Annotated in this window: 23 protein-coding genes; 6 read left to right on the forward strand and 17 right to left on the reverse strand. The window is 69.2% G+C overall.

The features are described 5' to 3' along the window. Positions 1-42 precede the first annotated feature (42 nt). From AC1RAA_RS30270 to AC1RAA_RS30285, 4 genes are read right to left on the reverse strand one after another with little or no spacing between them, the layout of a single operon-like run. Complete coding sequence (locus tag AC1RAA_RS30270; RefSeq protein WP_492729980.1) at positions 43-1851, reverse strand: feruloyl-CoA synthase; 1809 nt, start codon at positions 1849-1851, stop codon at positions 43-45. 1 nt (position 1852) lies between these two features. Further along, positions 1853-2800, reverse strand: a complete 948-nt coding sequence (locus AC1RAA_RS30275) for a 3-hydroxyacyl-CoA dehydrogenase NAD-binding domain-containing protein (RefSeq protein WP_492729978.1) — start codon at positions 2798-2800, stop codon at positions 1853-1855. Further along, on the reverse strand, positions 2797-4005 hold the full coding sequence (locus AC1RAA_RS30280) for an ABC transporter substrate-binding protein (protein WP_492729976.1): 1209 nt from the start codon (positions 4003-4005) through the stop codon (positions 2797-2799). The genes AC1RAA_RS30275 and AC1RAA_RS30280 overlap by 4 nt, the downstream gene beginning before the upstream one ends. A gap of 33 nt (positions 4006-4038) precedes the next feature. Beyond that, positions 4039-4959 (reverse strand): beta-keto acid cleavage family enzyme, encoded by a 921-nt coding sequence (locus tag AC1RAA_RS30285; protein ID WP_307582554.1) that lies wholly within the window; start codon positions 4957-4959, stop codon positions 4039-4041. A 165-nt stretch (positions 4960-5124) separates the two neighbouring features. Here AC1RAA_RS30285 and AC1RAA_RS30290 point away from each other — a divergent pair, with 165 nt between their 5' ends. Then, complete coding sequence (locus tag AC1RAA_RS30290; RefSeq protein ID WP_070061410.1) at positions 5125-5505, forward strand: DUF1090 domain-containing protein; 381 nt, start codon at positions 5125-5127, stop codon at positions 5503-5505. 14 nt (positions 5506-5519) lie between these two features. Continuing rightward, positions 5520-6230, forward strand: coding sequence for a Crp/Fnr family transcriptional regulator (locus AC1RAA_RS30295; protein ID WP_070061409.1), 711 nt, complete (start codon positions 5520-5522; stop codon positions 6228-6230). A gap of 40 nt (positions 6231-6270) precedes the next feature. On the opposite strand, the gene AC1RAA_RS30300 is transcribed toward AC1RAA_RS30295, so the two are convergent. After that, on the reverse strand, positions 6271-8085 hold the full coding sequence (locus AC1RAA_RS30300) for an NAD(P)-binding domain-containing protein (protein WP_492729972.1): 1815 nt from the start codon (positions 8083-8085) through the stop codon (positions 6271-6273). 226 nt (positions 8086-8311) lie between these two features. On the opposite strand from AC1RAA_RS30300, the gene AC1RAA_RS30305 reads away from it, so the two are divergent. Both AC1RAA_RS30305 and AC1RAA_RS30310 read left to right on the forward strand, forming a co-directional pair. Then, positions 8312-8959 carry a TetR/AcrR family transcriptional regulator gene (locus AC1RAA_RS30305; protein ID WP_492729969.1) on the forward strand — a complete coding sequence of 216 codons (648 nt, stop codon included), beginning with the start codon at positions 8312-8314 and terminating at the stop codon, positions 8957-8959. Beyond that, positions 8956-10170 carry a glycosyltransferase gene (locus AC1RAA_RS30310; RefSeq protein WP_492729967.1) on the forward strand — a complete coding sequence of 405 codons (1215 nt, stop codon included), beginning with the start codon at positions 8956-8958 and terminating at the stop codon, positions 10168-10170. The genes AC1RAA_RS30305 and AC1RAA_RS30310 overlap by 4 nt, the downstream gene beginning before the upstream one ends. A gap of 6 nt (positions 10171-10176) precedes the next feature. Here AC1RAA_RS30310 and AC1RAA_RS30315 read toward each other — a convergent pair whose 3' ends face one another. From AC1RAA_RS30315 to AC1RAA_RS30325, 3 genes are all read right to left on the reverse strand, one after another. After that, entirely contained in the window at positions 10177-12129 is a 1953-nt protein-coding gene (locus AC1RAA_RS30315) for a sigma-54-dependent Fis family transcriptional regulator (RefSeq protein ID WP_492729965.1), read from the reverse strand. 161 nt (positions 12130-12290) lie between these two features. Beyond that, positions 12291-12515: a tautomerase family protein gene (locus AC1RAA_RS30320; RefSeq protein ID WP_095948466.1), complete on the reverse strand. Its 225-nt coding sequence runs from the start codon at positions 12513-12515 to the stop codon at positions 12291-12293. A gap of 31 nt (positions 12516-12546) precedes the next feature. After that, positions 12547-13287: an SDR family NAD(P)-dependent oxidoreductase gene (locus AC1RAA_RS30325; RefSeq protein ID WP_492729962.1), complete on the reverse strand. Its 741-nt coding sequence runs from the start codon at positions 13285-13287 to the stop codon at positions 12547-12549. Between the two features lie 107 nt (positions 13288-13394). Here AC1RAA_RS30325 and AC1RAA_RS30330 point away from each other — a divergent pair, with 107 nt between their 5' ends. Continuing rightward, on the forward strand, positions 13395-14306 hold the full coding sequence (locus AC1RAA_RS30330) for a LysR family transcriptional regulator (RefSeq protein ID WP_492729960.1): 912 nt from the start codon (positions 13395-13397) through the stop codon (positions 14304-14306). A gap of 16 nt (positions 14307-14322) precedes the next feature. Here the strand turns inward: AC1RAA_RS30330 and AC1RAA_RS30335 are convergent, their stop codons facing one another. The 9 genes from AC1RAA_RS30335 to AC1RAA_RS30375 form a co-directional block, all read right to left on the reverse strand. Beyond that, positions 14323-15024 (reverse strand): ABC transporter ATP-binding protein, encoded by a 702-nt coding sequence (locus AC1RAA_RS30335; protein WP_139703457.1) that lies wholly within the window; start codon positions 15022-15024, stop codon positions 14323-14325. Further along, positions 15024-15776 (reverse strand): ABC transporter ATP-binding protein, encoded by a 753-nt coding sequence (locus AC1RAA_RS30340; RefSeq protein WP_492729958.1) that lies wholly within the window; start codon positions 15774-15776, stop codon positions 15024-15026. Before AC1RAA_RS30340 ends, AC1RAA_RS30335 begins: the two co-directional genes overlap by 1 nt. Further along, positions 15773-16756 carry a branched-chain amino acid ABC transporter permease gene (locus AC1RAA_RS30345; protein WP_095743074.1) on the reverse strand — a complete coding sequence of 328 codons (984 nt, stop codon included), beginning with the start codon at positions 16754-16756 and terminating at the stop codon, positions 15773-15775. Before AC1RAA_RS30345 ends, AC1RAA_RS30340 begins: the two co-directional genes overlap by 4 nt. Further along, entirely contained in the window at positions 16753-17625 is an 873-nt protein-coding gene (locus tag AC1RAA_RS30350) for a branched-chain amino acid ABC transporter permease (protein WP_062470301.1), read from the reverse strand. Before AC1RAA_RS30350 ends, AC1RAA_RS30345 begins: the two co-directional genes overlap by 4 nt. Positions 17626-17730: 105 nt before the next feature. Next, positions 17731-18906 carry an ABC transporter substrate-binding protein gene (locus AC1RAA_RS30355; RefSeq protein WP_070061398.1) on the reverse strand — a complete coding sequence of 392 codons (1176 nt, stop codon included), beginning with the start codon at positions 18904-18906 and terminating at the stop codon, positions 17731-17733. Next, positions 18903-19727, reverse strand: coding sequence for an alpha/beta fold hydrolase (locus AC1RAA_RS30360; RefSeq protein WP_492729955.1), 825 nt, complete (start codon positions 19725-19727; stop codon positions 18903-18905). Before AC1RAA_RS30360 ends, AC1RAA_RS30355 begins: the two co-directional genes overlap by 4 nt. Further along, positions 19724-21277 carry a benzoate-CoA ligase family protein gene (locus AC1RAA_RS30365; protein ID WP_492729953.1) on the reverse strand — a complete coding sequence of 518 codons (1554 nt, stop codon included), beginning with the start codon at positions 21275-21277 and terminating at the stop codon, positions 19724-19726. The genes AC1RAA_RS30360 and AC1RAA_RS30365 overlap by 4 nt, the downstream gene beginning before the upstream one ends. Positions 21278-21307: 30 nt before the next feature. Continuing rightward, positions 21308-22858, reverse strand: coding sequence for a 3,4-dehydroadipyl-CoA semialdehyde dehydrogenase (locus AC1RAA_RS30370; protein WP_492729951.1), 1551 nt, complete (start codon positions 22856-22858; stop codon positions 21308-21310). Next, positions 22855-23349 carry a 4-hydroxylaminobenzoate lyase gene (locus AC1RAA_RS30375; protein WP_062470313.1) on the reverse strand — a complete coding sequence of 165 codons (495 nt, stop codon included), beginning with the start codon at positions 23347-23349 and terminating at the stop codon, positions 22855-22857. Before AC1RAA_RS30375 ends, AC1RAA_RS30370 begins: the two co-directional genes overlap by 4 nt. A 168-nt stretch (positions 23350-23517) precedes the next feature. Here AC1RAA_RS30375 and AC1RAA_RS30380 point away from each other — a divergent pair, with 168 nt between their 5' ends. Beyond that, complete coding sequence (locus AC1RAA_RS30380; RefSeq protein WP_062470316.1) at positions 23518-24462, forward strand: helix-turn-helix transcriptional regulator; 945 nt, start codon at positions 23518-23520, stop codon at positions 24460-24462. Positions 24463-24833 lie beyond the last annotated feature (371 nt).

The raw sequence follows: 24833 nt of genomic DNA on the forward strand, positions 1-24833 counted from the left end.
CCATCGTAGAAAACATTCCCGGGTTCTCCAACCCCGCCGTGTTCAGGTGGCGCGGATCACGTCCGCATCGCCCGCCGCCGGCGCATGCAGCCGCGCCACCTCGGCCGCGCGCCGCGTGAGCACCGCGCGCTGGTTGATGTAGCCCTTGTCGGTGATCTCGCCCGCATCGAGGCTCGGCGGTTCGGCCAGCACCAGCGCGCAGGCCGGGCACTGCGACGAGCCCGCGCCTTCGTCGCGCAGGGCGCGCAGCACCCCGCCGATGCGCGCGGCCAATGCGTCCGGCGCGAGGGCTGCACCTTGCGGGCTGGCGAACACCAGCATGCCGATCGCGTCGCGGTCGTGGCCCGTGAGCACGATGTCCTGGACATGCGGCGCCAGCAGCGACACCAGCTTCACGCGCAGCGTGCCCACCGACACCCAGGTGCCGGTCGAGAGCTTGAAGTCTTCCGCCACGCGGCCGTTGAAGATCACGCCCCGCGTCGGATCGCCGGGGTTCGCGAGGTAGCCCGCGTCGCCGATGCGGTAGTAGCCCTCGGCGTCGAAGGCACTGGCGGTCTCGCGCGGTGCGTCGCGGTAGCCGGGGAACACCGAGACGCCCTTGACGCGCATCTCCAGCTTCTCGCCGTTGGGCACGAACTTCAGCTCCAGCCCCGGCAGTGGCGCGCCGATGCAGCCGGCGCCGTCGAGCTGCCAGTGCGCCGAGGTGATGGCGGGCGAGGTCTCGGTGGCGCCCCACGAGGTCGTGAGCCACAGCGGGCGCGCGGGCCGCACGCGCCGCGCCACGGCTTCGAGCCGCTGCCAGGTCGAAGGCGCGAGCGCCGCCGCCGCGTAGAAGGCCAGGCGCAGCCGCGAGAACACTTCGGCGGCGAGCGCGTCGTCGGCTTCGAGAAAGGGCAGCAGCATGTCGAAGCCGCGCGGCACGTTGAACAACAACGTGGGCTTCACCTCGCGCAGGTTGCGCACCGTCTTCTCGATGAGGCCCGGCGCGGGCCGGCCCTCGTCGATGTAGAGCGCGCCGCCGTGGCACAGCACCATGTGCAGGTTGTGGTTCGCGCCGAAGGTGTGGCTCCACGGCAGCCAGTCGACCAGCACCGGCTTCTCCTGCGCGAGGAAGCGCCAGGTCTGCGCCATCATCTGCTGGTTGGCGCACAGCATGCGGTGCGTGTTGATCACCACCTTGGGCTGGCCGGTGGAGCCGGAGGTCAGCAGGTACTTGGCGTGCGTGTCGGGGCCCACGGCGGCGAAGGCCTGCATGACGGCGGGCGTTTCCTTCGCGTCGAGCAACTGGTCGAAAGCCAGCGCGCCCGGATGCGTGTTGGCATTGCGGCTGAACACCGTCACGGCCTCGACGCCGCAGCCGGCGAGCGATGCGCCGTACACCTTCGCGTCGGAGGCGTAGATCAGCCCGGGCTGCAGCGCCTTCAACATGCCGTGCAGCCGTGACGGGTCTTTCGCCATGCGCGAGTAGGCGCTGGACAGCGAGCAGGCCGTGCGGCCGATGTGCATCGTCGCAAGCATCAGCACGGCGTGGTCGATCGCGTTGTCCGAGAGGATCACGACCGGCCGGCCCGGCGGCAGGTCCAGGTCGAGCAGGCCTTGCGCCACCGCGCCGACGGCTGCGCGCAGCGCGCGGTAGTCGAGCGTGCGCCAGCCTTCGCCCGTCTCATCGCGCTCGGCAAACGCCAGCGCATCGGGCGTCTCGCGCGCCCAGCGCTCGATCCATTCGCCGATGCAGCGCGCATACGGCTGCAACGCCGTCGGCGAGCGCAGCACGAACGAGCCGTCGTCGAAGTCGATGCGCACCGTGCGGGGTGGGGCGACCAGGGTGTCGTCGAGAAGGAAGTCGGTCATGTCAATCCAGCGTACCCGTCTCGGCCTTGGCGCGAATCAGGTTCAACAGCAGGGTGTCGCGCGCGGCTTCGAGGTCGGCCGTGTGGCGCGTGCCCAGGGCGTCGTCCACGCCTTGCACCACCTGCTGCTTCAACGCGTCCGTCATCGACGGCGCGCCCAGGTCCTTCCACCAGTCTTCGATCGGACCGCCCAGGTGCGCGAGCAAATGCTCGATGCCGCCGGCGCCGCCCGAGAGGTGCAGGTTCATGAACGGCCCCATCACGGCCCAGCGCAGGCCGGGGCCGTGCGCGATGGCGGTGTCGATGTCGGCCACGCTCGCCACGCCTTCGTTGACGAGATGAAAAGCTTCGCGCCACAGCGCCGCCTGCAGCCGGTTCGCGATGTGGCCTTTCACCTCGCGCTTCACGTGGATCGGCCGCTTGCCGATGGCGGCATAGAACGCCATCGTGCGGGCGATGGCGTCGGCCGAGGTCTGCTCGCCGCCGATCACTTCCACCAGCGGAATCAGGTGCGGCGGATTGAACGGATGCCCCAGCACCACGCGCTGCGGGTGCGCGCAGCCCGACTGCACGCCGCTGATCGCCAGGCCCGAGGAGCTCGACGCGAGGATCGTCTCGGGCGGCGCGGCGGCGTCCATGCGGCGGAACAGGTCGATCTTGAAGTCCATGCGCTCGGGGCCGTTCTCCTGCACGAAGTCGGCCACGGCCACGGCGTCTTCCAGGCTGTCGTGAAAGCGCAGGCGATCGACCGAGGCGCCCTCGGCGAGGCCGAAGCGTTCCAGCGTCGGCCAGTGCTGCGCCACGGCGGCGCGCAGCCGGTCTTCGGCGCCGGGCGAGGGGTCGGTCGCGTTCACGTCGAGCCCGTGCGCGAGGAAGTGCGCGGCCCAGCTCGCGCCGATCACGCCGGTGCCGACGACGGCGACGCGCTTCACGTCGGTGGTGAGGTTCATGCCGATTTCCACCGCGCGCAGCGGCTCTCCGTCTTGGTGGTCCACGCGGCTTCGCCGGGGATGTTCTCGATCACCTTGTAATAGTCCCACGGCTCTTTCGACTCGGCCGGCGCCTTCACCTGCATGAGATGCATGTCGTGCACCATGAGGCCGTCGTCGCGCAGCCAGCCGCCCTTGACGAACATGTCGTTGAACTTGGTCTTGCGCAGCTGCGCCATCACCTTGTCGGCGTCGTCGCTGCCCGCGGCCTTCACGGCCTGCAGGTACTGCAGTGCGGCGGAGTAGTCGCCGGCGTGGAAGGAGGAGGGCATGCGCTTGTGCTTGTCGAAGAAGCGCCGCGCCCAGGCGCGCGACTCGGGGCTCTGGTTCCAGTACCAGCTGTCGGTGAGGTACATGCCCTGCGAGGCCCTCAGGCCCAGCGCGTGCACGTCGTTGATGGTGATGATCATGCCGGCGAGTTTCATGTTCTTGCTGATGCCGAACTCCGCCGCCGACTTGATGGCGTTCACCGTGTCGCCGCCCGCATTCGCGAGCGCCAGCACTTGCGCCTTCGAGCTTTGCGCCTGCAGCATGAACGACGAGAAGTCGCTCGCGCCCAGCGGGTGCTTCACCGAACCCGCCACCGTGCCGCCGCTGGCCTGCACGGTCTTGGTGGCGTCGCTTTGCAGCGCGGCGCCGAAGGCGTAGTCGGCCGCCACGAAGTACCAGCTCTTGCCGCCGGCCTTGACCACCGCGCTCGCGGTGCCGCGCGCCATGGCCACGGTGTCGTAGGCGTAGTGCACGGTGTAGGGCGAGCAATACTCGTTGGTGAGGCTCGACGCGCCCGAGCCCACCACGAAGTACGGCTTCTTCTTGTCGGCGGCCACGCCGGCCATGGCAATGGCCGCGCCCGAGTTCACGCCGCCGATCAGCATGTCGACCTTGTTCACGTCGAACCATTCGCGCGCCTTGGCGGCGGCGATGTCGGGCTTGTTCTGGTGGTCGGCCGTGACCAGCTCGATCTTCTTGCCGTCGATGGCGCCGCCCATGTCGGCGATGGCCATGCGGATGGCTTCGGCGCCGGCCGGGCCGTCGTAGTCGCGGTAGATGCCCGACATGTCGCTGATGAAGCCGATGCGGATGGTGTCGTCGGACACCTGGGCGAAGGCGCTCGATGCGAAGAGGGCGCCGAGCGCGAGGGCCAGTGCGGTGCGGGGAATGTTCATGTGCGTGTCTCCGTTCGTTGTTCTCGTGCGTCTTCAGCCCAGCGCGAACTCGGGCCGCGGGCCGCCCACGCGCGGCAGGCCCATGATCTGGCGCGCCTCGGCCGGCGTGGCCACTTCCATGTCGAGCTCGCGGATCACGCGCACGATGCGCTCGGTGAGCTGCACGTTGGTGGCGAGTTCGCCGTGGCGGAAGTACAGGTTGTCTTCCAGCCCCACGCGCGCATGGCCGCCCAGCAACAGCGCCGCCACGTTGGCCTCGAGCTGCGACATGCCGATGCCGCTCACGCCGAAGATGGCGCCCTTGGGCAGCGTGTCGACCATCATCTGCAGGTTGCGCGGCGAGTACGGCATCGCGTTCTGGAAGTTGCGGTGCACGTTCATCACCAGGTTGACGAAGTAGGGCTCGTCGTCATGGCCTTCCTCGATCAGCGTGGTCGTGTCCTGCAGGATGTGCGTGGGGCTGAACACCTCCCACTCGGGCTTGATGCCGCGCGCCTTCATGCCGGCGGCGAGCTCGCGCCCGCGCGTGATGGGCGTGTCCATCAGGATCTGCTTGCCTTCGAAGCTCAGGTTGAGCGTGGTGGCGTCCAGCGTGCACATCTCGGCGCCGGCGTCCATGCCCTTGATGCGTTCTTCCCACGCGATCTCCCAGCGGTCGCCGGCCAGCGGCTTCACCATGTCGCCGTGCACGCCGCCGCCGGTGGAGTTGTTCAGCACGATGTCGCTGCCGAGCGCGCGGATGCGGCTGTTGATGTCGCGGTACACCTCGGCGTTGCAGGTGGCACCGTCATCGGGGCGGCGCGCGTGGATCGCCACCACGCTGGCGCCGGCGTTCCAGCAGCGCAACACGTCGGCGGCGATCTCGGCGGGCTGGGTGGGGAGGTGGGGGTTCTGCGACTTGTGCGCCATGCCGCCGGTGGGGGCGATGGTCACGATCACTTTGCGCTTCGACATGCTCGGGGCTCCTGGGGTCGGTCGGTCAGTCAGTCAGGGGGGCGCGCCATTATTTTTTGTGATGCGTTCGTACTCAGTCATCGCGACGACATTCCGGGGCAGGGTTTACGCGGCGCCAGCCGCTAAAGTCGCCCCTGCGCCGTTGCGCACACAAGGAACCTCTCCATGAAATTTCTGCCCATCGTGCTGGCCGCCGCGGCCGCGTTCACTGCCCTCGGTGCCGCCGCGCAACCCGCCGGCCCCGCCACCTGCGACGCCAAGCGCGAGGCCATCGGCCGCGACATCGAGATGGCCAAGTCCAAGGGCCAGAAGCAGCGGGTTCGCGGGCTCGAAACCGCATTGGCGGAAGTGAACCGCCACTGCACCGACGCCAAGCTGGCGGCCGAACACCAGAAGCGCATCCGCGCCCAGGAGCGCAAGGTGGCCGAGCGCGAACGTGACCTGCGCGCGGCGCAGGAGAAGGGGCGGGCCAGCAAGATCGCCGACCGCGAGAAGAAGCTGCACGAGGCGCAGGCCGAGCTGCAGCAGCTCAAGGGCGCGCAGTAAACAAAAAAGACGGCATGCCCCCGACCAAGCCGGCGATCCCCGCGGCCTCCCTGACCATTCCCCAGCTGCTGCAGGGCTCGGCCTGGTTTCCGCTGCTCGACGTGGGCGCGGGCGAGCGCGTGCTCGACGAGATGCGCGAGGTCGAGGTGGCCGCCGGCGCCGCGCTGTGCCGGCGCGGCGACACGCCACTGCACTGGTACGGCACGCTCGAGGGGCTGCTCAAGTGGTCGATCACCTCCAGCGACGGCCGCTCGGTCACGCTGGGCGGACTGTCGGTGGGCAGCTGGTTCGGCGAAGGCACGCTGCTGCGCGCCGTGCCGCGCTCGGCCGACATCATTGCGCTGCGGCCCAGCCGCGTGGCGCAACTGCCGCTGGAGACCTTCGAGTGGCTGCACCGCACGCAGCGCGGCTTCGATCACTTTTTGCTGCAGCAGATCAACGAGCGGCTGCACTGGTTCATGGGCAGCTACGCCGCGCACCGGCTGCTCGACGCCGACAGCCAGGTGGCGCGCGCGCTGGCCGGCCTGTTCCACCCCTGGCTGCACCCGGGCAGCGAACCGCACCTGCAGACCTCGCAGGAAGAGATCGCCAACCTGTCGGGCGTGTCGCGCCAGCGCTGCAACGCGGCGTTGAACCGGCTGAAGGAGGCCGGGTTCCTGCACATCGAGTACGGCGGCATCACCGTGACCGACCTCGAAGGCTTGCGCCGCTTCATCCAGGAGTGAACGACTCCCTCTCCCCGAGGGGAGAGGAAGCGCCAGCCGCTCAGCGCTTGTGGTGCGACGCCGCCAGCTCGTACACCGGCGTGTCGATCCCTTCCATGCGCGCCTTCAGCTGCAGCGCCAGGAACTGCGAGTAGTGGCGCGACTGGTGCAGGTTGCCGCCGTGGAACCACAGCTGGGGCACCTGCGTCGGCTTCCACATGTTGCGCAGCTCGCCTTCCCACGGACCCGGGTCCTTCGGCGTGTCGGAGCCCAGGCCCCAGCACTTGCCGACCTTGTCGGCGATCTCGGGCGAGATCAGGTCGGCGAGCCAGCCGTTCATCGAGCCGTAGCCCGTGGCGTACACCAGCAGGTCGGCCGGCAGCTCGGTGCCGTCGGTGAGCGTGACCGAGCGTTCGTTCACGCGCTCGATGTTCACGCCGCTCTTGAGGTGGATGCTGCCGTTGGCCACCAGCTCCGAGGCGCCCACGTCGATGTAGTAGCCCGAGCCGCGCCGCAGGTACTTCATGAACAGGCCCGAGCCGTCCACGCCGAAGTCGAGCAGGAAGCCCGCCTTCTCCAGCCGCGCGTACAGGTCGGCGTCGCGCTTCTTCATCTCCTCGTACACCGGGATGTGGAAGGTGTGCATGATCTTGTAGGGCACCGAGGCGAAGATCAGGTCGCCCTTGTGGTGGTCGATGCCGCTCTTCACCGCTTGCTCGGAATACAGCCCGCCCAGCGCCAGCTCCATGAGCGACTGCGAGGGCGCGATGTGCGTGGACGAGCGCTGGACCATCGTCACGTCGGCGCCGTGCTCCCACAGCGCCGCGCAGATGTCGTGCGCCGAGTTGTTCGAGCCCAGCACCACGCACTTCTTGCCCGCGTAGGCCTCGGGCCCGGGGTGCTGGCTGGAGTGGTGCTGGTCGCCCAGGAAGTTCTCGGCGCCCGCCACCTTCGGCACGTTCGGGTAGCCCGACACGCCGAGCGCGAACACCAGCTGCTTCGGGCGCAGCGTCACGGGCTTGCCCTCGCGCTCCACCTGCACCTCCCAGCGCTGCGTGGCCTCGTCGAAGCGCGCCTTGGTCGCGTTCGTCGAGCTCCAGTAGTTGAGCTCCATGATCTTCGTGTACATCTCGAGCCAGTCGCCGATCTTGTCCTTGGGCGCGAACACCGGCCAGTCGTCGGGGAAGGGCATGTAGGGCAGGTGGTCGTACCAGACCGGGTCGTGCAGGCACAGCGACTTGTAGCGCTTGCGCCAGGAGTCGCCGGCCTTGGCGTTGCGCTCCACGATGATCGTCGGCACGCCCAGCCGCCGCAGCCGCGCCCCCAGCGCGATGCCGCCCTGGCCGCCGCCGATGATCACCACCTCGGGCTGCTCGGTGTAGCCCAGCGCGGCCTCTTCGTCGCGGCGCTTCTCGAGCCAGTTCTTGCGGCCCTTGTGCACGCCGTGCTCGGCGCCCTTGATGCGGTTGTCGCCGGTCTTTTCCTCGAAGCCCTTCAGCTCGGTCATGGTGGTGAGCAGCGTCCAGGCCTTGCCACCGCCGTCATGTGAACGCAAGCGCAGGTGGCCGCGCCCGCGCGCCACGCGCGTCTCGAAGGTGAACCATGCATCGACCACGCCGTCGGCCTCGGTCGCCTCGCCCTCGAGCGCAAAGGCCGTGGGCTGCGTGTCGGCCAGGCGCGCCTGCAGCATCGCGCGGATGGCCCCCGCGCCTTCCTGCGTGCGGAGGTTCCAGGTGAAGGCGACGAGGTCGCGCCAGTAGCTGTCGGCCTCGAACAGCGAGACGGCCGCATCGATGTCGCCGCGTGCGAGCGCGGCGGCGAAGTCGGCCAGCCATTGGGCGGCGGCCCGGGTGGGGCCGGTGGTCGGGTCTGTCATTGCATGTCTCCGTTGTGTCGTTGAACGAATCGAATCGCGGCGCGGCAAGGCGCACGCAGGGTTCGTGGCGCAGCTTTCGTGCCGTGCGGGGAACGACGAAGAATCAAGGGGTTGGCGGCGGTTTTGTCGCAGGTGCCTGTCGCTGTCTCACCGAGACTGAGACGATGCATGAGAATCTGAACGACGTATAAAATTGGACGACGTTCAAATTCAAGGGCCCCGAACCGTGACCGAACCAGAACCCCCAGGCCGCCGTGAGCGCCGCCGCACCCAGACGCTCGACCACGTCGCCGCCACCGCCATGCGCCTGTTCGAAGCCCAGGGCTACGACGCGACCACCATGGAGCAGATCGCGCAGCAGTCCGACGTGGCCAAGGGCACGCTCTACAACCACTTCCCGACCAAGGAAGCGATCCTGGCGCACTGGGTGCACCTCGAGCTCGTGGTCGATGCGCAGCGCCTGCACGAGGCCATCGACCCGAAGGCGGGCTTCACGGCGCAGCTCACCGGCCTGCTCGACGCGTCGGCCGAATGGTCCGAGCGGTACCGGGCCTACCTGCTCGACTACTTCCGCTTTCGCTTCCTCAACATCGAAAGCGAACTCGGCGGCGGCGACCGCGGCACGCCGCGCGACCTGTCGGGGCTGTTCGAGGCGCTCATCGCCGCCGCCCAGCAGGCCGGCACGCTGCGCACCGACGTCTCGGCCGCGCACCTCGCGAGCCTGCTGCACCACCTGTACTTCGGCGCGCTGATGCGTTGGCTCACGCTGCCCGGCCTCGTGCTGCGCGACGAGTTCGCGGTGGTCGTCGACCTCTTCGTCGGCGGCGCGCGCACGGCCCCGAAGCCATCCGCTGCAAGGAGGCGCGCCCCATGAAACTCGCCGTGCTCACCTACGGCACCGAGGGCGACGCCCGCCCGCTCGCCGCGCTGTGCCGCGCGCTGGACGACGCGGGCCATGCGTCGGTGCTGCTGGCGGACGCGACCACGCTCGGCGCGGCCGAACGGCTCGGCGTGCGCTCGCAGGCGCTGGCCGGCGACATCCGGCAGGCACTCGGCGGCGTCATCGCGCAGGGCGACAAGCCGGCCGCCGCCGCGAAGGCGCTCGCGGACATCGCCAATGCCAACGCCACGCCCTGGCTGCGCCAGACCGTCGAGACCGCGCAGGGTTGCGACGCGATCGTCTGCGCGGGGCTCGCGGCCTTCGTGGGCCTGTCGGCGGCCGAGGCGCTGGGCGTGCCCGCCATCGGCGCGGGCATGTTCCCGCTCACGCCGACGGCCGCCTTCGCCTCGCCCTTTCTGCCGCCCGCCCGCGTGCCGCGCTTTTTGAACCGCGCGAGCCACCACCTCGTCAACGGGCTGCTCTGGCGCGCCTTCCGGCCGGCCGTGAACGCCGCGCGCGCCGAGGTCTGCGGCCTGCCGCCGCGCCGCCGCCTGTGGACCACGCACCCCGTGCTCTACGGCTACTCGCCGAGCCTGCTGCCGCGCCCCGCCGACTGGCCCGCCAACGCTGCCGTGTGCGGCCAGTGGCTCGCGCCCGCGCCCGACTGGCAGCCGCCGGCGGCGCTGCGCGACTTCCTCGCGGCCGGCGAGGCGCCCGTCTACATCGGCTTCGGCAGCATGACGGGCTTCGACAAGGCGCGGCTGCTCGCGGCCCTCGTCGATGGCATGGCCGGCCGGCGCGCGGTGCTGCACCCCGGATGGAGCGGCCTCGAAGTGGGGCAGCTGCCACCGAACTTCCACGTGATCGGCGACACGCCACACGACTGGCTCTTTCCGCAGATGGCGCTGGTGGTGCACCACGGCGGCTCGGGCACCAGCCACTCGGCCGCGCGCGCGGGCGTGCCCTCGGTGGTCGTGCCCTTCGCGGGCGACCAGGCGTTCTGGGCGCACCACCTCGCACAGGCGGGCGTGGCGGCGCCCGCGGTGGCCGGCGGCCGGTTCGGCGCCGACGACCTGGCGCGCGGGATCGCCTTCGCGCACGACCCGCAGGTGCGCGCGCGGGCCCGGGCGTTGGGCGAACGCATGCGCGCGGAAGACGGCCTGGGCACGGCCGTGCGCGCCATCGAGCAGATATTGGCGTGCTAGATCAGATCAGCCGCGCTGCGGCGCCACGATGCCGAAGCGCTTCATGTGGCGGTACGCGGTGGCGCGGCTGATGCCGAGCGCCTGCGCGGCCCGCGCTACATGCCAGCGGTGGCGCTCAAGCGCGTCGAGCAGGCGCGTGGCGTCGGCGGCGCTGTCTTCCCCGTCGACCGTGGAAGGCATGGCGTCGCGGTGGTCGAGCGACGGACGATGCGGCGCCAGGCGCAGCTCCTCGGGCGTGATGCTCGCGCCCGTGCAGAGCGCCAGCGCCAACCGCAGCACATTGCGCAACTCGCGCAGATTGCCCGGCCAGTCGTGCGCCATCAGCCGCAGCATCGCCGCCTCCGACAGCCGCGCCGTCGAGCCCATCGCCGCCGCCTCTTCATGGAACATCGCCTCGATCAGGTAGCGCCGGTCGCGTCGCGCGCGCAGCGGCGGCAGCTTCAGCACCGCGCCGCACAGCCGGTAGTACAGGTCCTCGCGAAAGCGCCCGGCCGCGACCAGCGCCGACAGGTCACGGTGCGTGGCCGCCACCACCGCAAGGTCCACGCGCTGGGGCGACTCGGCGCCCAGCGGCAGCACCTCGCCTTCGGACAGCACGCGCAGCAGCCGCGTCTGCAGCGCCATCGGCATGTCGCCGATCTCGTCGAGAAACAGCGTGCCGCGGTCGGCCTGCGCGATCAGCCCCTTCATGCCCTTGGCACGGCCGCCCGTGAAGCTGCCGGGCGTGTAGCCGAAGAGCTCGCTCTCGATCAGCGAATCGGGAATGGCCGCGCAGTTCACCGCCACGAAGGGCAGCGCCGCACGCCGGCTCGCGCCGTGCAGTGCGCGCGCCAGCACCTCCTTGCCGCTGCCGGTCTCGCCCTCGACCAGCACATGGATGCCGCGGTCCACGAGCCGGCGCGCCTGCGCGATCAGCTGCTGCATCGCGGGGTCGTCGTCGCCCGCGATGCGTTCGAGTGGCGGCAAACGGTCCGAAGGTTGGGGTGCCGGCGATGAGGGCGCGGTGACCGGCGAGCGCCGCAGGCGCGGCGCGATCAGCGAGGCGTGGTACTCGCCGCCGCCGGGCAGCAGCACCGTGTGCGCAAACGGCAGGGCCGACGCGCCGCCGTTGCCCAGGCGCCAGATCGCGTCCATCGGCAGGTGCAGCAGCTCCGACACCGCGCCGCCCAACAGTTGTTGCTGGCGCCCCGGGAAGACCTCGCGCGCGCCCCCGTTGGCGCCCACCACCGTGCCGCCTTCGTCGAAGGCCAGCATGACTTCGCCCGCCACGTCGACCAGCCCGAAGGCACTGCCCAGCCGCAAGATCCAGTGGCCGCGAAAGTGCCGCAGAAAGTCGGCGTCCTCGATCATCCGCGCGTACATCGACACCAGGTGCCGCACCAGGTGCTGGCTCTCGCGCGCCTCGGGCGAGCGCAGCGCCGACACGTCGAGGATCGCCGTGAGCTTGCCGCTGTGGTCGAACAGCGGCGCCGTCGTGCAGGTGAGCGCGATGTGCGTGGCGTCGAAGTGCTCGGTCTGGTGGCAGGTCATCGGCTGGCGCTCGATGAGGCAGGTGCCCACGCCGCAGGTGCCGGCGTGCGCCTCGTTCCAGTCGGCGCCCAGGTACAGGCCGGCGCGGCGCAGCTGGTCGTCCCAGGCCGGGTTGCCGATGTAGTCGACCGTGATGCCCTCGGCGTCGGTCAGCAGCACCATGTAGCCCAGCTCGGCCACGCGGCGGTAGATGTCTTCCATGCCCGCGCGCGCGGCGCGCAGGAAGTGCTCGAGCTGCTGCTGGTGTACGCGCACCTCCTGCGCCGGCAGGATGCGCGCGGGCGTCGGCCGCGACGGGTCGAGCCCATGGTCGCGCACGCAGCGCGCCCACGACTTGTGCACCAGGCTCGCCGCCGGATCGGCCCGCAGCGCCGTGCCGGTGGCGATCGAATAGACGTTGTCGATGTGGCGCGATTGCAGGGACGTCATGCGCAGCCTCGTGCGTGGGTGGGCGCGGCACGGGGAGGGGCTGCGCAGCCGGACATGATTCGGCTGTCGCGCTGTCGCAGGACAGAGGTGAAACCCGGTGGAACGGACGTGTTACTCCCCCTCACATCGAGGGCAATGCGGCCCGATCCGGCGCCATTCCGTCACTGCGGCGGCTTCGCACGGTCGGCCAGCCGCTTGCGGTACTCGGTGGTCGTCAGGCCCGCGAAGCCCCAGTCGTTGGTGTCGATCTCCTCGATCACGATGTGCGTCCATTCCGGCGGCTTCTTCAGCACCCGTTCGAGCGTTTCCGTGAACTCGGCAATGACCTGGGTTTTCTGTTCGCGCGTGACGCCGTCGCGGGTGATCTTCAGGTTGATGAAAGGCATGGTGTGTTCCTTGGCTGAATGACTGAGGTGATTACCACTTGCCGGTGCTCATGCCGCCATCCACGGGCAGCACGACGCCGGTCGTGAAATCGGCGCTCGTGAGGTAGAGCACCGCATCGGCGATCTCCTGCACGGTCGCGATGCGGCCGGCGGGTGCCAGGCCGTTGAGGAAGCCGTGCTGCTCGGGCGTGTACAGCGGCGTGTCCACGATGCCGGGTGCCACCGCATTCACCTTGACGTTGTGCGGTGCAAGTTCGAGCGCCAGCGCGCGCGTCGCGGCATTGATTCCGCCCTTGATCAGCACCGGCAACACGGCCGGCACCTGCTGGTTCGGCTGCAGCGCGATGCTCGCCGTGATGTTGACGATGTGTCCCTGGCGGCGCGCGACCATGTGCTTTGCCGCGGCCTGCGAGGCATAGACGAAGCCCTTGAGGTTCGTGGCGACCAGTTGGTCGAGTTCGTCTTCGGTGTAGTCGACGAAGGGCTTGGCGTTGAAGATGCCCGCGTTGTTGATGAGCACGTCCACCTGGCCGAAGCGCGCCACGGCGCGGTCGACGAGCTGCTGCGCCGTGTCGCGGTGGCCGATGTCGCCCGCGACGCCGAGAAGACGCGCCGGGTTGCCGAGCTGCTTCGCGGCGGCTGCGAGCCGCTCGGCGGTGCGGGCATTCGCGACCACGTTGAAGCCGCGCGCGAGGTACGCCTGCGCAAGGCCCAGGCCGATGCCGCTCGAGGCGCCGGTGATGACCACGGTGGGGGAAGAGTTGTCCTGCATGTCGGTTCTCCAGGGAAGTTGATGACGTGGGGAGAACTGTATTGATGACAGCGAAACAGATAAATCACTAGACTCGAACTTCACTTGATACACAAGGTAATCAATCCATGCAGCGGCAGTTCGGCGACATCCTTCTGGGCAGCATCGAGTTGTTCTGCCTCGCTGCGGAGAGCGGCGGCTTCACCTCGGCGGCACTCGCGGCTGGTGTGACGCCGGCGGCCGTGAGCCGATCGATCTCCCGGCTCGAGAAGCGGCTGGGATTGCGGCTTTTCGTGCGTACCACGCGCAGCGTGCGGCTCACCGACGCGGGCCGCTCCTACTTTGTACAGTGCCGACAGGCGCTGGCGCAGCTCGCCGAGGCCGAGCGCGAGGTGACGGGCCAGCAGGTGCTGCCTTCGGGCACGCTGCGCATCAGCGTGCCGACCACCTACGGCCACCACCGCATCCTGCCCTTGCTGCCGGCGTTTCGCGAACGCTTTCCCGACATCCGGCTGCACGTGCACTTGAGCAACCGCAACATCGATTTCGTGGAAGAGGGCTACGACATGGCCGTGCGCGTGCGGGCCCAGCCCGACTCCACGCTGATTGCGCGGCACCTCGAGGATGCGGACCTGGTCGTGGTCGCCACGCGCAAATACCTGCGGAAGGCCGGCACGCCGCGCACGCTGGACGATCTCGCTGCGCACGAGTGCATCCAGTTCGAGCTGCCCAGCAGCGGCCGCCGCATTTCGTGGCTCTTCAAGGAGAACGGCAAGGACCGCGAAGTCTTCGCGGACAGCGCCTACAGCTGTTCCGACGATGTGCTTGGCGGCGTCACGCTCGCGAAAAGCGGCGCCGGGTTGTTCCAGACCTACCGCTTCGTCGTGGAGAAGGAATTGGCGGACGGCTCGCTCGTCGAGGTGCTGAAGCCCTTCGCGGGTCGTTCGCGGCCCTACACGCTGCTGTACCCGGACGGGCGCCACGTGCCGCTGCGCATGCGGGTGTTCATCGATTTCCTGATGGCACAGCGGACCGGGTGACGCCCGCCACGCATGCTCAAACCCCCAGCAGTTCCTCCAGCACCTGCGGCTCGGCCAGCAGATCGGCCGACGCCCCATGCCGCACGATCTGCCCCTTCTCCATCACCACCGCCAGGTCCGTGTGCGCGAGCACCTTGCGGTAGTCGCGGTCGACGATCAGCGTGGCGATGCCCGTCGCACGGATTTCGCTGATCACGCGCCAGATCTCGGCCACGATCAGCGGCGCGAGGCCTTCGGTGGCTTCGTCGAGGATCAGCAGGCGCGGGTTGGTCATGAGCGCGCGGCCGATGGAGAGCATCTGCTGCTCACCGCCCGACAGCTGCTGGCCGCCGTGCGAGAGCCGTTCCGACAGGCGCGGGAAGGTGGCCATCACGCGGTCGAAGGTCCAGGCGCGCTGGCCGTCGATGCCGGCGCGTTCGCTCATCACGAGGTTCTCGCGCACCGACAGGTTCGGGAAGATGCCGCGCCCCTCGGGCACGTAGCCGATGCCCAGGCGTGCCATCTTCTCGGGCGGCAGGCCGGTGACGGTGCGGCCGTCGACCTGCACTTCGCCTGACGCGGGGCGCACGTAGCCCATGATGGTGCGGATCAGCGTGGTCTTGCCCATGCCGTTGCGCCCGAGCAGGCCGACCGAGGTCGCCGCCGGAATGCCGGCGTGCACGCCGCGCAGGATGTGGCTGTTGCCGTAGTAGGTGTTGAGGTCGCGAACGATCAGCATCAGTGTTGCTCCTCGCCGAGGTAGGCGGTGCGGACCTCGGGGTTCTCGCGGATCGACGTCGGGTCGCCGGTCGCGATGACGGTGCCGTTCACCATCACCGTGATGCGGTCGGCGATGCGGAACACGGCGTCCATGTCGTGCTCGACCAGCAGGATGGCGTGCGTGGCCTTCAGCCGCGCGAGCAGCGTGAGCATGCGGTCGGTCTCTTCCGCGCCCATGCCGGCGAGCGGTTCGTCCAGCAGCAGCACGCGCGGGTGGGTGGCCAGGCACATCGCCACTTCGAGCTGGCGCTGCGCGCCGTGGCTCAGCGTGCCGGCGACGCGCCGGGCTTCGGCGGTGAGGCCGGCGGCTTCGAGCGCGGCGTCGGCCGAGGCGTTGCTGGTGGCGCAGCGCTGCGACGACTGCCAGATCGCCCACGGTCTTGCCGTGGCGGCCTGCGCGGCGAGGCGGCAGTTCTCGTGCACCGTGAACTCCGGGAAGATGGTGGTGCGCTGGTAGCTGCGGCCCACGCCGTCGCGGGCGCGGCGCGATTGCGCGCGCGCGGTGATGTCCACGCCGTCCAGCGCGATGCGGCCTTCGGAGGCTTCGATCTCGCCCGAGAGCATGTTGATGAGTGTCGACTTGCCGGCGCCGTTGGTGCCGATCACCGCATGCACCTCGCCGATGTGCAGGTCGAGCGTGACGGCGTTGACGGCCGTGAGGCCGCCGAAGCGGCGCGTGAGCTTGTCCACGGACAGCAGTGCGGTGGTCATGCGCCTCCCTTCGGCGACAGGCGCTGCACCAGGCCGATCAGGCCCTTGGGCAGCAGCGCCACGAACACGATGATGGCAATGCCCAGCGTGAGCTGCCAGTGGTCGGCCAGCGGGCCCATCACGGCGTGGGTGGAGAAGATTTCCTTCAGCAGCGTGAAGGCCACGGCGCCGATCACCGCGCCGCGCAGGTGGCCGAGGCCGCCCAGGATCACCATCAGCAGCACCTCGCCGGAGTTGTGCCAGGCCATCAGCTCGGGGTTGACCACGCCGTCGCGCGAGGCCAGCAGAAAGCCCGCGAGCCCGGCCAGCGCGCCCGCGAGCACGAAGGCCGCGAGCTTGTAGCCGTACACCGCGAAACCCGCCGCGCGCATGCGCTGCTCGTTCACGCGGATGCCCGCGAGCGCGGCGCCGAAGCGCGAGCGGCGGATGAGCGCCAGCAGGCCGTAGGTGAACACCAGCGCCGCCAGCACCACGTAGAACAGCACCGTGCGGTTCTCCATGTCGAGCGCGCCGAGGGCGGGGCGCACGTACAGGTAGATGCCGTCGCTGCCGCCACCGACCTTGGTGTCGTGGAACACGAAGAAGGCCATCTGCGCAAAGGCCAGCGTGACCATGATGAAGTACACGCCGCGCGTGCGCAGGCTCAGCGCGCCCACGAACAGCGCATACAGCGCCGCCGCGCCCATCGACAGCACGAGCAGCACCGCGAAGTTGCCGCCCTCGTTGCCCGAGGCCAGCACCGTGACGTACGCGCCGATGCCGTAGAAGGCCGCATGGCCCAGGCTCACGAGCCCGGTCATGCCCACGAGCAGCTCCAGGCTGAGCGCGAAGATCGACAGGATCATCACCTTGACGATGAAGTCCGACGCGTAGTTGCCCAGCAGCGGGCCGGCCACGCCGAGCGCGATGGCGCACAGCACGGGCACGATGAAGGCACCGCGCCGCGGCGACGAAGGTGCGGATGCAACCACGGGGCTCATGGCCGCCTCCCCATCAAGCCTTCGGGCTTCCATATCAGCACGATGGCCATCAAGAGGTAGATGCCGATGCCCGCCAGGTCGGCGAAGAACACCTTGCCGAAGGTGTCGACGAAACCCACCAGCAGCGAGGCCACGAGCGCGCCGGTGATCGAGCCGATGCCGCCGATCACCACCAGCACGAAGCAGATGATGAGCACGCTCGCGCCCATGTTCGGGTACACCGAGGACATCGGCGCGGCGATCATGCCGGCCAGCGCCGCCAGCGCCACGCCGGCCGCGAACACGATGCGGTACAGCCGCTTCACGTCGATGCCCAAGCCGCGCACCATGTCGCGGTTGCTCGCGCCGGCGCGGATCATCATGCCCAGGCGCGTGCGGTTCACCACGTAGTACAGGCCCACGGCCAGCACGATGCAGGCGGCCGAGGCAAAGAGGCGATACCACGGGTAGCTCATGACGTTGCCCAGCGCAAAGCTGCCGTCCAGCCACGCGGGCACCTTCACGCCGTGCACGTCGTTGCCCACGAAGATGGAGCGCAGTTCCTCGAACACCAGGATGAGCCCGTAGGTCATGAGCACCTGCTGCAGGTGGTCGCGCTGGTAGAGGTAGCTGAAGAAGGCCCACTCCAGCACGTAGCCGAAGATCGCGGCCAGCACCACGCCGGCCACCAGCATCAGCAGAAACTGGTCGCCGAACAGCGGCGCCAGCGAGAACGCCATGTAGGCGCCGATCATGTAGAAGCTCCCGTGGGCGAGGTTGATGACGCCCATGATCCCGAAGATCAGCGTCAGCCCCGAGGCCACGAGAAAGAGCAGCAGGCCGTATTGAACGGAGTTCAGGCACTGCACGAGAAAGGTTCCGAAATCCACCGTGAGATCCCAGTTGGTTGTGGTTGCCGCAAGGCGGCTCGCAGCCCCGTGAAATGGATCGGGGCCGCGAGGGAACGAGAGAGAACCGAAGGCCCGTGGCCCTGCTTACATCCGGCAGCCGCGCGCCGGATCGGACAGGCCCTTGATGGCCGTGCTGACGAGCTTGTTTTCCTTGCCTTCCACCTTGCGCAGGTAGATGTCCTGCACCGGGTTGTGCGACTTGCTCACCGTGAAGGTGCCGCGCGGGCTGTCGATCTTGGCCTTCTCGATCGCGCCCGTGAACTCGGCCTTCTTCGAGATGTCGCCCTTGGTGGCATTCAGGCCCACGCCCAGCATCTGCGCGGCGTCGTAGCCCTGCACCGCGTACACGTCGGGCTGCAGCTTGAACGACTTGGCATAGGCCACGCGGAAGGCGTTGTCGCGCGGGGTGTTCAGGCCGTCGGCGTAGTGCAGCGTGGTGAGCATGCCTTGCGCCGACTCGCCTTGCGCGTCGAGCGTGCCGTCGGTCAGGAAGCCGGGGCCGTACAGCGGGATGGTCTTGTTCAGGCCGGCGGCCTGGTAGTCCTTGACGAACTTCACCGCGCCGCCGCCCGCGAAGAAGGCGTACACCGCATCGGGCTTGGCCGCCGCGATCTCGGTCAGCAGGGCCTGGAACTCCACGTTGGGGAAGGGCAGCGTGAGCTGCTTGTCGACCTTGCCGCCATTCTTCTCGAAGCCTTCCTTGAAGCCGTTGACCGACTCTTCGCCGGCCGCGTACTTCCAGGTGATGGTCATGACCTTCTTCTTGCCCTGCTGCTTGGCCGCCACCTCGCCCATGGCGTAGGCCGGCTGCCAGTTGCTGAACGAGCTGCGGAAGATGTTGGGCGCGCACATGGGGCCCGTCACCGCATCGGCGCCGGCGTTGGGCACGATCAGCACGGTGCCGCTTTCCTTGGCGGCCTTGGCCATGGCCATGGCCACGCCCGAGTGCACGGTGCCCACGATCACGTCGACGTTGTCGCGCTTGATGAGCTTGTTGACGTTGTCGGTGGCCTTGGCGGGGTCGGACTCGTCGTCGACCTTGAAGTATTCGATCTCGCGGCCGGCGAGCTTGCCGCCCTGCTGTTCCACGTAGAGCTTGAAGCCGTTTTCAATGGCCACGCCCAGGGCGGTGTAGGTACCGCTGTAGGGCAGCATGAGGCCGACCTTGAGCTTTGCCGTGCCCTGTGCGCCGGCCGCGGAGGCCAGGGCGGCGAAGGCGATGGCCGTGAGCGCCAGGCGCGCGGTGCGAAGGTTCGTCATGGTGTCTGTCTCCTGTTGTTGGTGATGAAAGAAGCGGTCGCGACGATGACACGATCCGGCTGATCGCGATGCGGGGAATGCCCGCATTCAGGGATTTCGAGCAGCTCGCAAATCCCACCGACGCGCGGTGCGATGTCGCGGATCTGCGCGAGCGTGCCGTACTCGTCGTCGATGCCCTGCACCGCGAGCACGGGGCAGCGGATGGTGGCCAGCTCGGCCTCGATGTTCCAGTCGCGAAAGGGCGGGTGCAGCCAGATGCGGTTCCAGCCCCAGAAGGCCGAGTCGGCGCTGTCGTGGTAGCGGCCGAGCTTGCCGGGCAGGTCGGTCGTTCGGTAGGCGTCGCGCGCGATCTCGATGTTCGCGACGGTCTTGTCCTCCACGAAGATGTGCGGCGCGAGCACCACGAGGCCCGCGACCTTGTCGGAGAAGCGCGAGGCGTACAGCAGCGAGATCGAGCCGCCGTCGCTGTGGCCGAAGAGCCAGGGTTTCTCGTCGCCGAGCTTCAGCGCGGCGAACAGCGCGGGCAGCACCTCGTGCGCCTGGCGGTGCATGAAGTCGACGTCCCAGATCTCGTCTTCGGCGCGCGGCGTGGAGCGCCCATAGCCGGGGCGCGAGAACACGAGTCCGCGCGCGCCGGCAGCTTCGCAGACCTGGGCGGGGAAGTCCTTCCACATGGCGACGGAGCCCAGGCCTTCGTGCAGGAACACGATGAGGGGGGCATCGGCGCCGCGCTCGGGGGCGATCCATTGGCACTCGATGCGCACGGTGCGCCCGCGCCAGTCGATGGTGGCGAAGTCGGTGGCAACCGTGGGCGTGCTCATGCCTGCTTCTCGCGTTCGCGCAGCCGGAAGCGCTGGATCTTGCCGGTGGCCGTCTTCGGCAACTCGTTCACGAACTCCAGGAAGCGCGGGTACTTGTACGGCGCCAGGCGCTCCTTCACGAAGGCCTTGAGCTCGTCCTCGGTGGCCGCGGCGCCGTCCTTCAGCACGACGAAGGCCTTGGTCTTCGTGAGCCCGTCGGCGTCGTCCTTGCCGATGACGGCGGCCTCGAGCACGGCGGGGTGCTGCATCAGCGTGGCCTCGACCTCGAAGGGCGAGACGTAGATGCCGCTGACCTTGAGCATGTCGTCGCTGCGGCCCGCGTAGGTGAAGTAGCCGTCGGCGTCGCGCGTGTACTTGTCGCCGCTCTTGGTCCAGCCGCCCTGGAAGGTGTCGCGCGACTTCTCGCGGTTGCACCAGTACATGAGCGCCGAGCTCGGGCCGCGGATGTACAGGTCGCCCACCTCGCCGTCGGGCACGGGGCGGCCGTCTTCGCCGCGCAGCTCGACCTCGTAGCCGTCCACCGGCTTGCCCGTGGTGCCGTAGCGCACGTCGCCGGGGCGGTTGGAGATGAAGATGTGCAGCATCTCGGTGGAGCCGATGCCGTCGATGATCTCGCAGCCGAAGTGCGCCTTGAAGCGCTGCGCGATCTCGCCGGGCAAGGCCTCGCCGGCCGACGAGCACATGCGCAGCGCGACCGCCTCGCGCGCGGGCAGCTTCGGCGAGGCGAGCATGCCGGCAAAGCCCGTGGGCGCGCCGAAGAACACGGTGGGCTTGTGCTCGGTCCAGCGGCGGAAGGTGGCGTCGGGCGTGGGGCGCTCGGCCATCAGCACGACGGTGGCGCCTACCGACAACGGGAAGGTCAGCGCATTGCCCAGGCCGTACGCGAAGTACATCTTGGCGGCCGAGAAGCACACGTCGCCTTCGGTGAGGCCGAGCACGGGCTTGCCGTAGAGCTCGGCGGTCCACCACAGGTTGGCGTGCGTGTGCACCGTGCCCTTGGGCTTGCCGGTGGAGCCGGAGGAATAGAGCCAGAAGCCCGGGTCGTCCGACGCGGTGGGCGCGGGTGCGGCCAAGGGCTCGACGGTGGCGAGCGCGGCTTCGAATTCCTGCGCGCCCTCGGGCAATGTGCCCGTCGGTTGCGACACGAACAGCGTCTGCACTTCATGGCCGCCGCGCGCCATCGCATCTTGCAGGGTCGGCAGCAGCGCACCCGACACCAGCACCGCCTGCGCGCGGCTGTGGTCGAGCATGTAGGCGTAGTCGTCGGGCGTGAGCAGCGTGTTCACGGCCACCGGCACGATGCCCGCGTAGAGGCAGCCCAGGAAGCTCACGGGCCAGTCGTTGCCGTCGAGCATGAGCAGCAGCACGCGCTCTTCGCGGCGGATGCCCGCGGCCTTCAGCGCGGCGGCCAGGCGGCGCGCGCGGTCTTCGAGCTGGCCGTAGCCCAGCGTGCCGCGGTCGTCGATGTAGGCTGTGCGTGCGGCGCGGCCGCGGTTGAGGGCGAACAGGTGTTCGGCAAAGTTGAATCGTGCGGGCAGGCTGCTGTTCATCGTGTGTCTCCTTGGGGCCTGTGCGTGGCGCTAGAGGCCGAGGGCGGCGAGCACGCCGGGGCTCGCCTGCACCGCGCTCCTGCGGTGATAGAAATCGAGCGCGCGCAGGCCGCCCAGTTCGGCGCCGCCGCCCGCGCGGCCGGGGCCGCCGTGCAGCGACATCGGCATCACGTTGCCGTGACCGGTGTGGGCCTGCGCCACCTCGGGCGTGATGACGTGCACGCGCCCGTGGCTCGGCGCGACCGACAGCGCGGCCTGCGCCAGCGCGGCGTCGTCGCTGCCGTACAGCGAGGTGACGAGCGAGCCCTGGCCCCGGTGCGCGAGCGCGATGCCGTGCGCCAAGTCGTTGTAGGGCAGCAGCGTGGCGACCGGGCCGAACACCTCCACGTCGTGCACGCGCTGCGCCGCATCGGCGTCGCGCGCGCCCAGCAGCACGGGGCCGATGCAGGCGGCCACGGCGGGGTCGGCGTCGATGAGGGGCTTGTTACTGCTGTCGTGCAGCACGGTGGTCTGCGTGGCCAGGGCGTCGAGGCCGTCGCGCACCGCGTTCAGTTGCGCGCGGCTCACGAGCGAACCCATGCGCACGCTCTCGTTGCGCGGGTTGCCGACGGTCACGCCCGCGAGCTTCGCGCCGATGGCTTCGGCGGCGGCGTCGTACACCTCGGCCGGCACCAGGATGCGGCGGATGGCGGTGCACTTCTGGCCCGACTTGACCGTCATCTCGCGCACCACTTCGCGCACGAGGAGGTTGAAGGCCTCGCTGCCGGGCGCGGCGCCGGGCAGCAGCAGGGCGCTGTTGAGGCTGTCGGCCTCGATGTTCACGCGCACCGAGCGCTCGGCCACGGCCGGGTGCGAACGGATCACGGCGGCCGTCTCGGCCGAGCCGGTGAACGAGACCACGTCGAAGGGCTGCAGCTGGTCCATCAGGCCGGCCGAACTGCCGCAGATGACCGACAGCGCGCCGGCCGGCAGCACGCCCGCATCGACCACGTCTTTCACCATGCGTTGCGTGAGCCAGGCGGTGGCCGTGGCGGGCTTGACGATCACGGGCACGCCCGACAGCAGCGCGGGCGCGGCCTTTTCCCACAGGCCCCACGAGGGGAAGTTGAAGGCGTTGATGAACAGCGCCACGCCGTGCGTCGGCACCTGCAGGTGCTGCGACTGGAACACGGGCTCCTTGCCGAGCTTCACGGCCTCGCCGTCGCGCAGCGCGCGCACGTCGCCGAGCGCATCGCCCCACTTCGCGTACTGGCCCAGCGTGAAGATCGCGCCGTCGATGTCGACGGCCGAGTCGTTCTTCACCGTGCCGCAGTTCGCGGTGGCGATCTCGTAGTACGCGTCGCGGTTGGCCTGCAGCACCTTCACGAGCGCGGCGAGGAGGCCGGCGCGCTGGCGGTAGGTGAGGGCGCGCAGCGCGCGGCCGCCTTGTTCGCGTGCAAAGGCAAAGGCCTCGGGCAGGTCGAGGCCAGTGGCGTCGACGCGCGCGAGTTCGGTGCCGAGCACCGGGTCGAACAGGGGCGTGCCGGCGCCCGTGCCGCTTTGCCAGCGGCCGGCGACGTGGTTGGCGAGAAGGTCGGTCATGGGGTGAACTTGATCTGCCCTTCGGGCAGCAGGTAGAGGACGAGTGCGCGGCCCTGGGCCACGGTCGGGCGGTGTGCGGTGCCGGGCCCGTAGACGCACCAGCCCGCGGGCCGTCCGTCGAAGGTGGCGGCGGGGGTGTCGTCCAGCGGCATGATCAGGTCGATCTCGCCGTTGGGGTGCGTGTGGTGCGGGCCGGCGAGGTCCTGCATGTCGACCACGTCGACCGAGAAGCGGTGCAGCGCGTCTTCGGCCTTGAAGACGCGGCCGTACTTGATGCCGCCGCCTTCGCGATCGCACAGCCAGCCTTCGGCGACGCCGCCGATGCAGGCCTGGCGCAGTTGCGCAAAACGGGCGCTGCCGGCGCCGTGGGTGGCGTTGAGCCACTGGTCGAGTGTGGCGTCCAGCGGCTGGCCGGCGATCTCGGCGGTCAGGTCGGCGATCAGCTGGTGAAATGCCGCCTTGCCGGTGGCGGGCGTGGGGGTGTCGGACATCGTGGGCCTCGAACGGATGAACTATCGTCTTCTTGCAGGAAGTCTGTGTGTGCAGTATCTTGCGTGTGATCGAACAATAAGCAGCGAGACAACAGGTGTCAAGCAATATAGTGCATCTATGGTGTTTACCCTGAGCGCGCACAATCCCGGCGAAGAACGAGGAATGGCATGAACGAGCATGTAGACGCGGTGCTGGCCACCGCGCCCGAGGGCGGCACCGGCAACCACGGCGCCGCCGTGGCCGGGGAGGCCAAGAACCCATTGCTGGTGGCACTGGGCGACCGCGTGCGCAACCTGCGCGCGCAGCGCGGCCTCACGCGCAAGGCGGTGGCCCTGTCGGCCGACGTGTCGGAGCGCCACCTGGCGAACCTGGAATACGGCATCGGCAATGCATCGATCCTGGTGCTGCAGCAGGTGGCCGGGGCGCTGCACTGCTCGCTGGCCGAGCTGGTGGGCGACGTGACGACCAGCTCGCCCGAGTGGCTGCTGATCCGCGAATTGCTCGAGCACCGCAGCGAGGCCGACCTGCGCCGCGTGCGCGTGGCGCTCGGCGAGATGCTGGGCACGGCCTCGGTCGACCCGGCGCGCCACCGGCGCATCGCGCTCGTGGGGCTGCGCGGCGCGGGCAAGTCGACGCTGGGGCAGATGCTGGCCGAAGACCTCGAAATTCCGTTCATCGAACTGAGCCGCGAGATCGAGAAGCTCGCGGGCTGCAGCGTGCGAGAAATCCACGACCTGTACGGCACCAACGCCTACCGCCGCTACGAGCGCCGCGCGCTGGAAGAAGCGGTGCAGATCTACAGTGAGGTGGTCATCGCCACGCCCGGCGGCATCGTGTCCGACCCGGCCACCTTCAACGAGCTGCTCGCCCACTGCACCACCGTGTGGCTGCAGGCCGCGCCCGAGGAGCACATGGGCCGCGTGGCCGCGCAGGGCGACACCCGCCCGATGGCCGCCAGCAAGGAAGCGATGGAAGACCTGCGGCGCATCCTGAATGGGCGCGCCGCCTTTTATTCGAAGGCCGATCTGTCGGTCGATACCAGTGGGAAGACGTTGCCGCAGAGCTTCCAGGCACTGCGCGCGGTTGCCCGGCAGTCGATGGGGTTGGCCTGAGTTTTCGCTTGCTGGCGTTGGGGCGTTCGCTGTTCAGGGCGACGCTCCCGCCGACGGGGTACCTTGCTCCGCGAATGTCCTCCGGCCTGCGGCCTCCCCCTTAATTTCGCTGCGCAAGGCACCCCATCGGCGTGAGCGTTTCAGAGCAGTTGTTGATCGGCCGTGAACCGACCGCGTGCCCCCGTGCGCAGGGCACTGGGTGCTTCCCGCAGCGAAATCAAGGAGGAGGGCGAAGCCCGGGGGACATTCGCGGAGGGAAGTACCCGGTGTCCTGCGCACACCCCCTGATCCGTCGTGCGCCCCGCACAAGCCCTGCCCGATCCTGAAATCTGAAAAAAAGCACAACAGGCATTGACTTGCCTGTTTGCATG

It is taken from the genome of Variovorax sp. GW823-FHT04F07, assembly GCF_058795995.1.

Bases quoted from the DNA above. Each gene is read 5' to 3' on its own strand.
- AC1RAA_RS30310 (WP_492729967.1), top strand. From the start codon at position 8,956: ATGAAACTCGCCGTGCTCACCTACGGCACCGAGGGCGACGCCCGCCCG.
- AC1RAA_RS30380 (WP_062470316.1), top strand. From the start codon at position 23,518: ATGAACGAGCATGTAGACGCGGTGCTGGCCACCGCGCCCGAGGGCGGC.
- AC1RAA_RS30320 (WP_095948466.1), bottom strand. From the start codon at position 12,515: ATGCCTTTCATCAACCTGAAGATCACCCGCGACGGCGTCACGCGCGAA.
- AC1RAA_RS30275 (WP_492729978.1), bottom strand. From the start codon at position 2,800: ATGAACCTCACCACCGACGTGAAGCGCGTCGCCGTCGTCGGCACCGGC.
- AC1RAA_RS30365 (WP_492729953.1), bottom strand. From the start codon at position 21,277: ATGAACAGCAGCCTGCCCGCACGATTCAACTTTGCCGAACACCTGTTC.
- AC1RAA_RS30325 (WP_492729962.1), bottom strand. From the start codon at position 13,287: ATGCAGGACAACTCTTCCCCCACCGTGGTCATCACCGGCGCCTCGAGC.
- AC1RAA_RS30315 (WP_492729965.1), bottom strand. From the start codon at position 12,129: ATGACGTCCCTGCAATCGCGCCACATCGACAACGTCTATTCGATCGCC.
- AC1RAA_RS30285 (WP_307582554.1), bottom strand. From the start codon at position 4,959: ATGTCGAAGCGCAAAGTGATCGTGACCATCGCCCCCACCGGCGGCATG.
- AC1RAA_RS30335 (WP_139703457.1), bottom strand. From the start codon at position 15,024: ATGCTGATCGTTCGCGACCTCAACACCTACTACGGCAACAGCCACATC.
- AC1RAA_RS30330 (WP_492729960.1), top strand. From the start codon at position 13,395: ATGCAGCGGCAGTTCGGCGACATCCTTCTGGGCAGCATCGAGTTGTTC.
- AC1RAA_RS30270 (WP_492729980.1), bottom strand. From the start codon at position 1,851: ATGACCGACTTCCTTCTCGACGACACCCTGGTCGCCCCACCCCGCACG.
- AC1RAA_RS30375 (WP_062470313.1), bottom strand. From the start codon at position 23,349: ATGTCCGACACCCCCACGCCCGCCACCGGCAAGGCGGCATTTCACCAG.
- AC1RAA_RS30340 (WP_492729958.1), bottom strand. From the start codon at position 15,776: ATGACCACCGCACTGCTGTCCGTGGACAAGCTCACGCGCCGCTTCGGC.
- AC1RAA_RS30360 (WP_492729955.1), bottom strand. From the start codon at position 19,727: ATGAGCACGCCCACGGTTGCCACCGACTTCGCCACCATCGACTGGCGC.
- AC1RAA_RS30290 (WP_070061410.1), top strand. From the start codon at position 5,125: ATGAAATTTCTGCCCATCGTGCTGGCCGCCGCGGCCGCGTTCACTGCC.
- AC1RAA_RS30295 (WP_070061409.1), top strand. From the start codon at position 5,520: ATGCCCCCGACCAAGCCGGCGATCCCCGCGGCCTCCCTGACCATTCCC.
- AC1RAA_RS30370 (WP_492729951.1), bottom strand. From the start codon at position 22,858: ATGACCGACCTTCTCGCCAACCACGTCGCCGGCCGCTGGCAAAGCGGC.
- AC1RAA_RS30345 (WP_095743074.1), bottom strand. From the start codon at position 16,756: ATGAGCCCCGTGGTTGCATCCGCACCTTCGTCGCCGCGGCGCGGTGCC.
- AC1RAA_RS30280 (WP_492729976.1), bottom strand. From the start codon at position 4,005: ATGAACATTCCCCGCACCGCACTGGCCCTCGCGCTCGGCGCCCTCTTC.
- AC1RAA_RS30300 (WP_492729972.1), bottom strand. From the start codon at position 8,085: ATGACAGACCCGACCACCGGCCCCACCCGGGCCGCCGCCCAATGGCTG.
- AC1RAA_RS30355 (WP_070061398.1), bottom strand. From the start codon at position 18,906: ATGACGAACCTTCGCACCGCGCGCCTGGCGCTCACGGCCATCGCCTTC.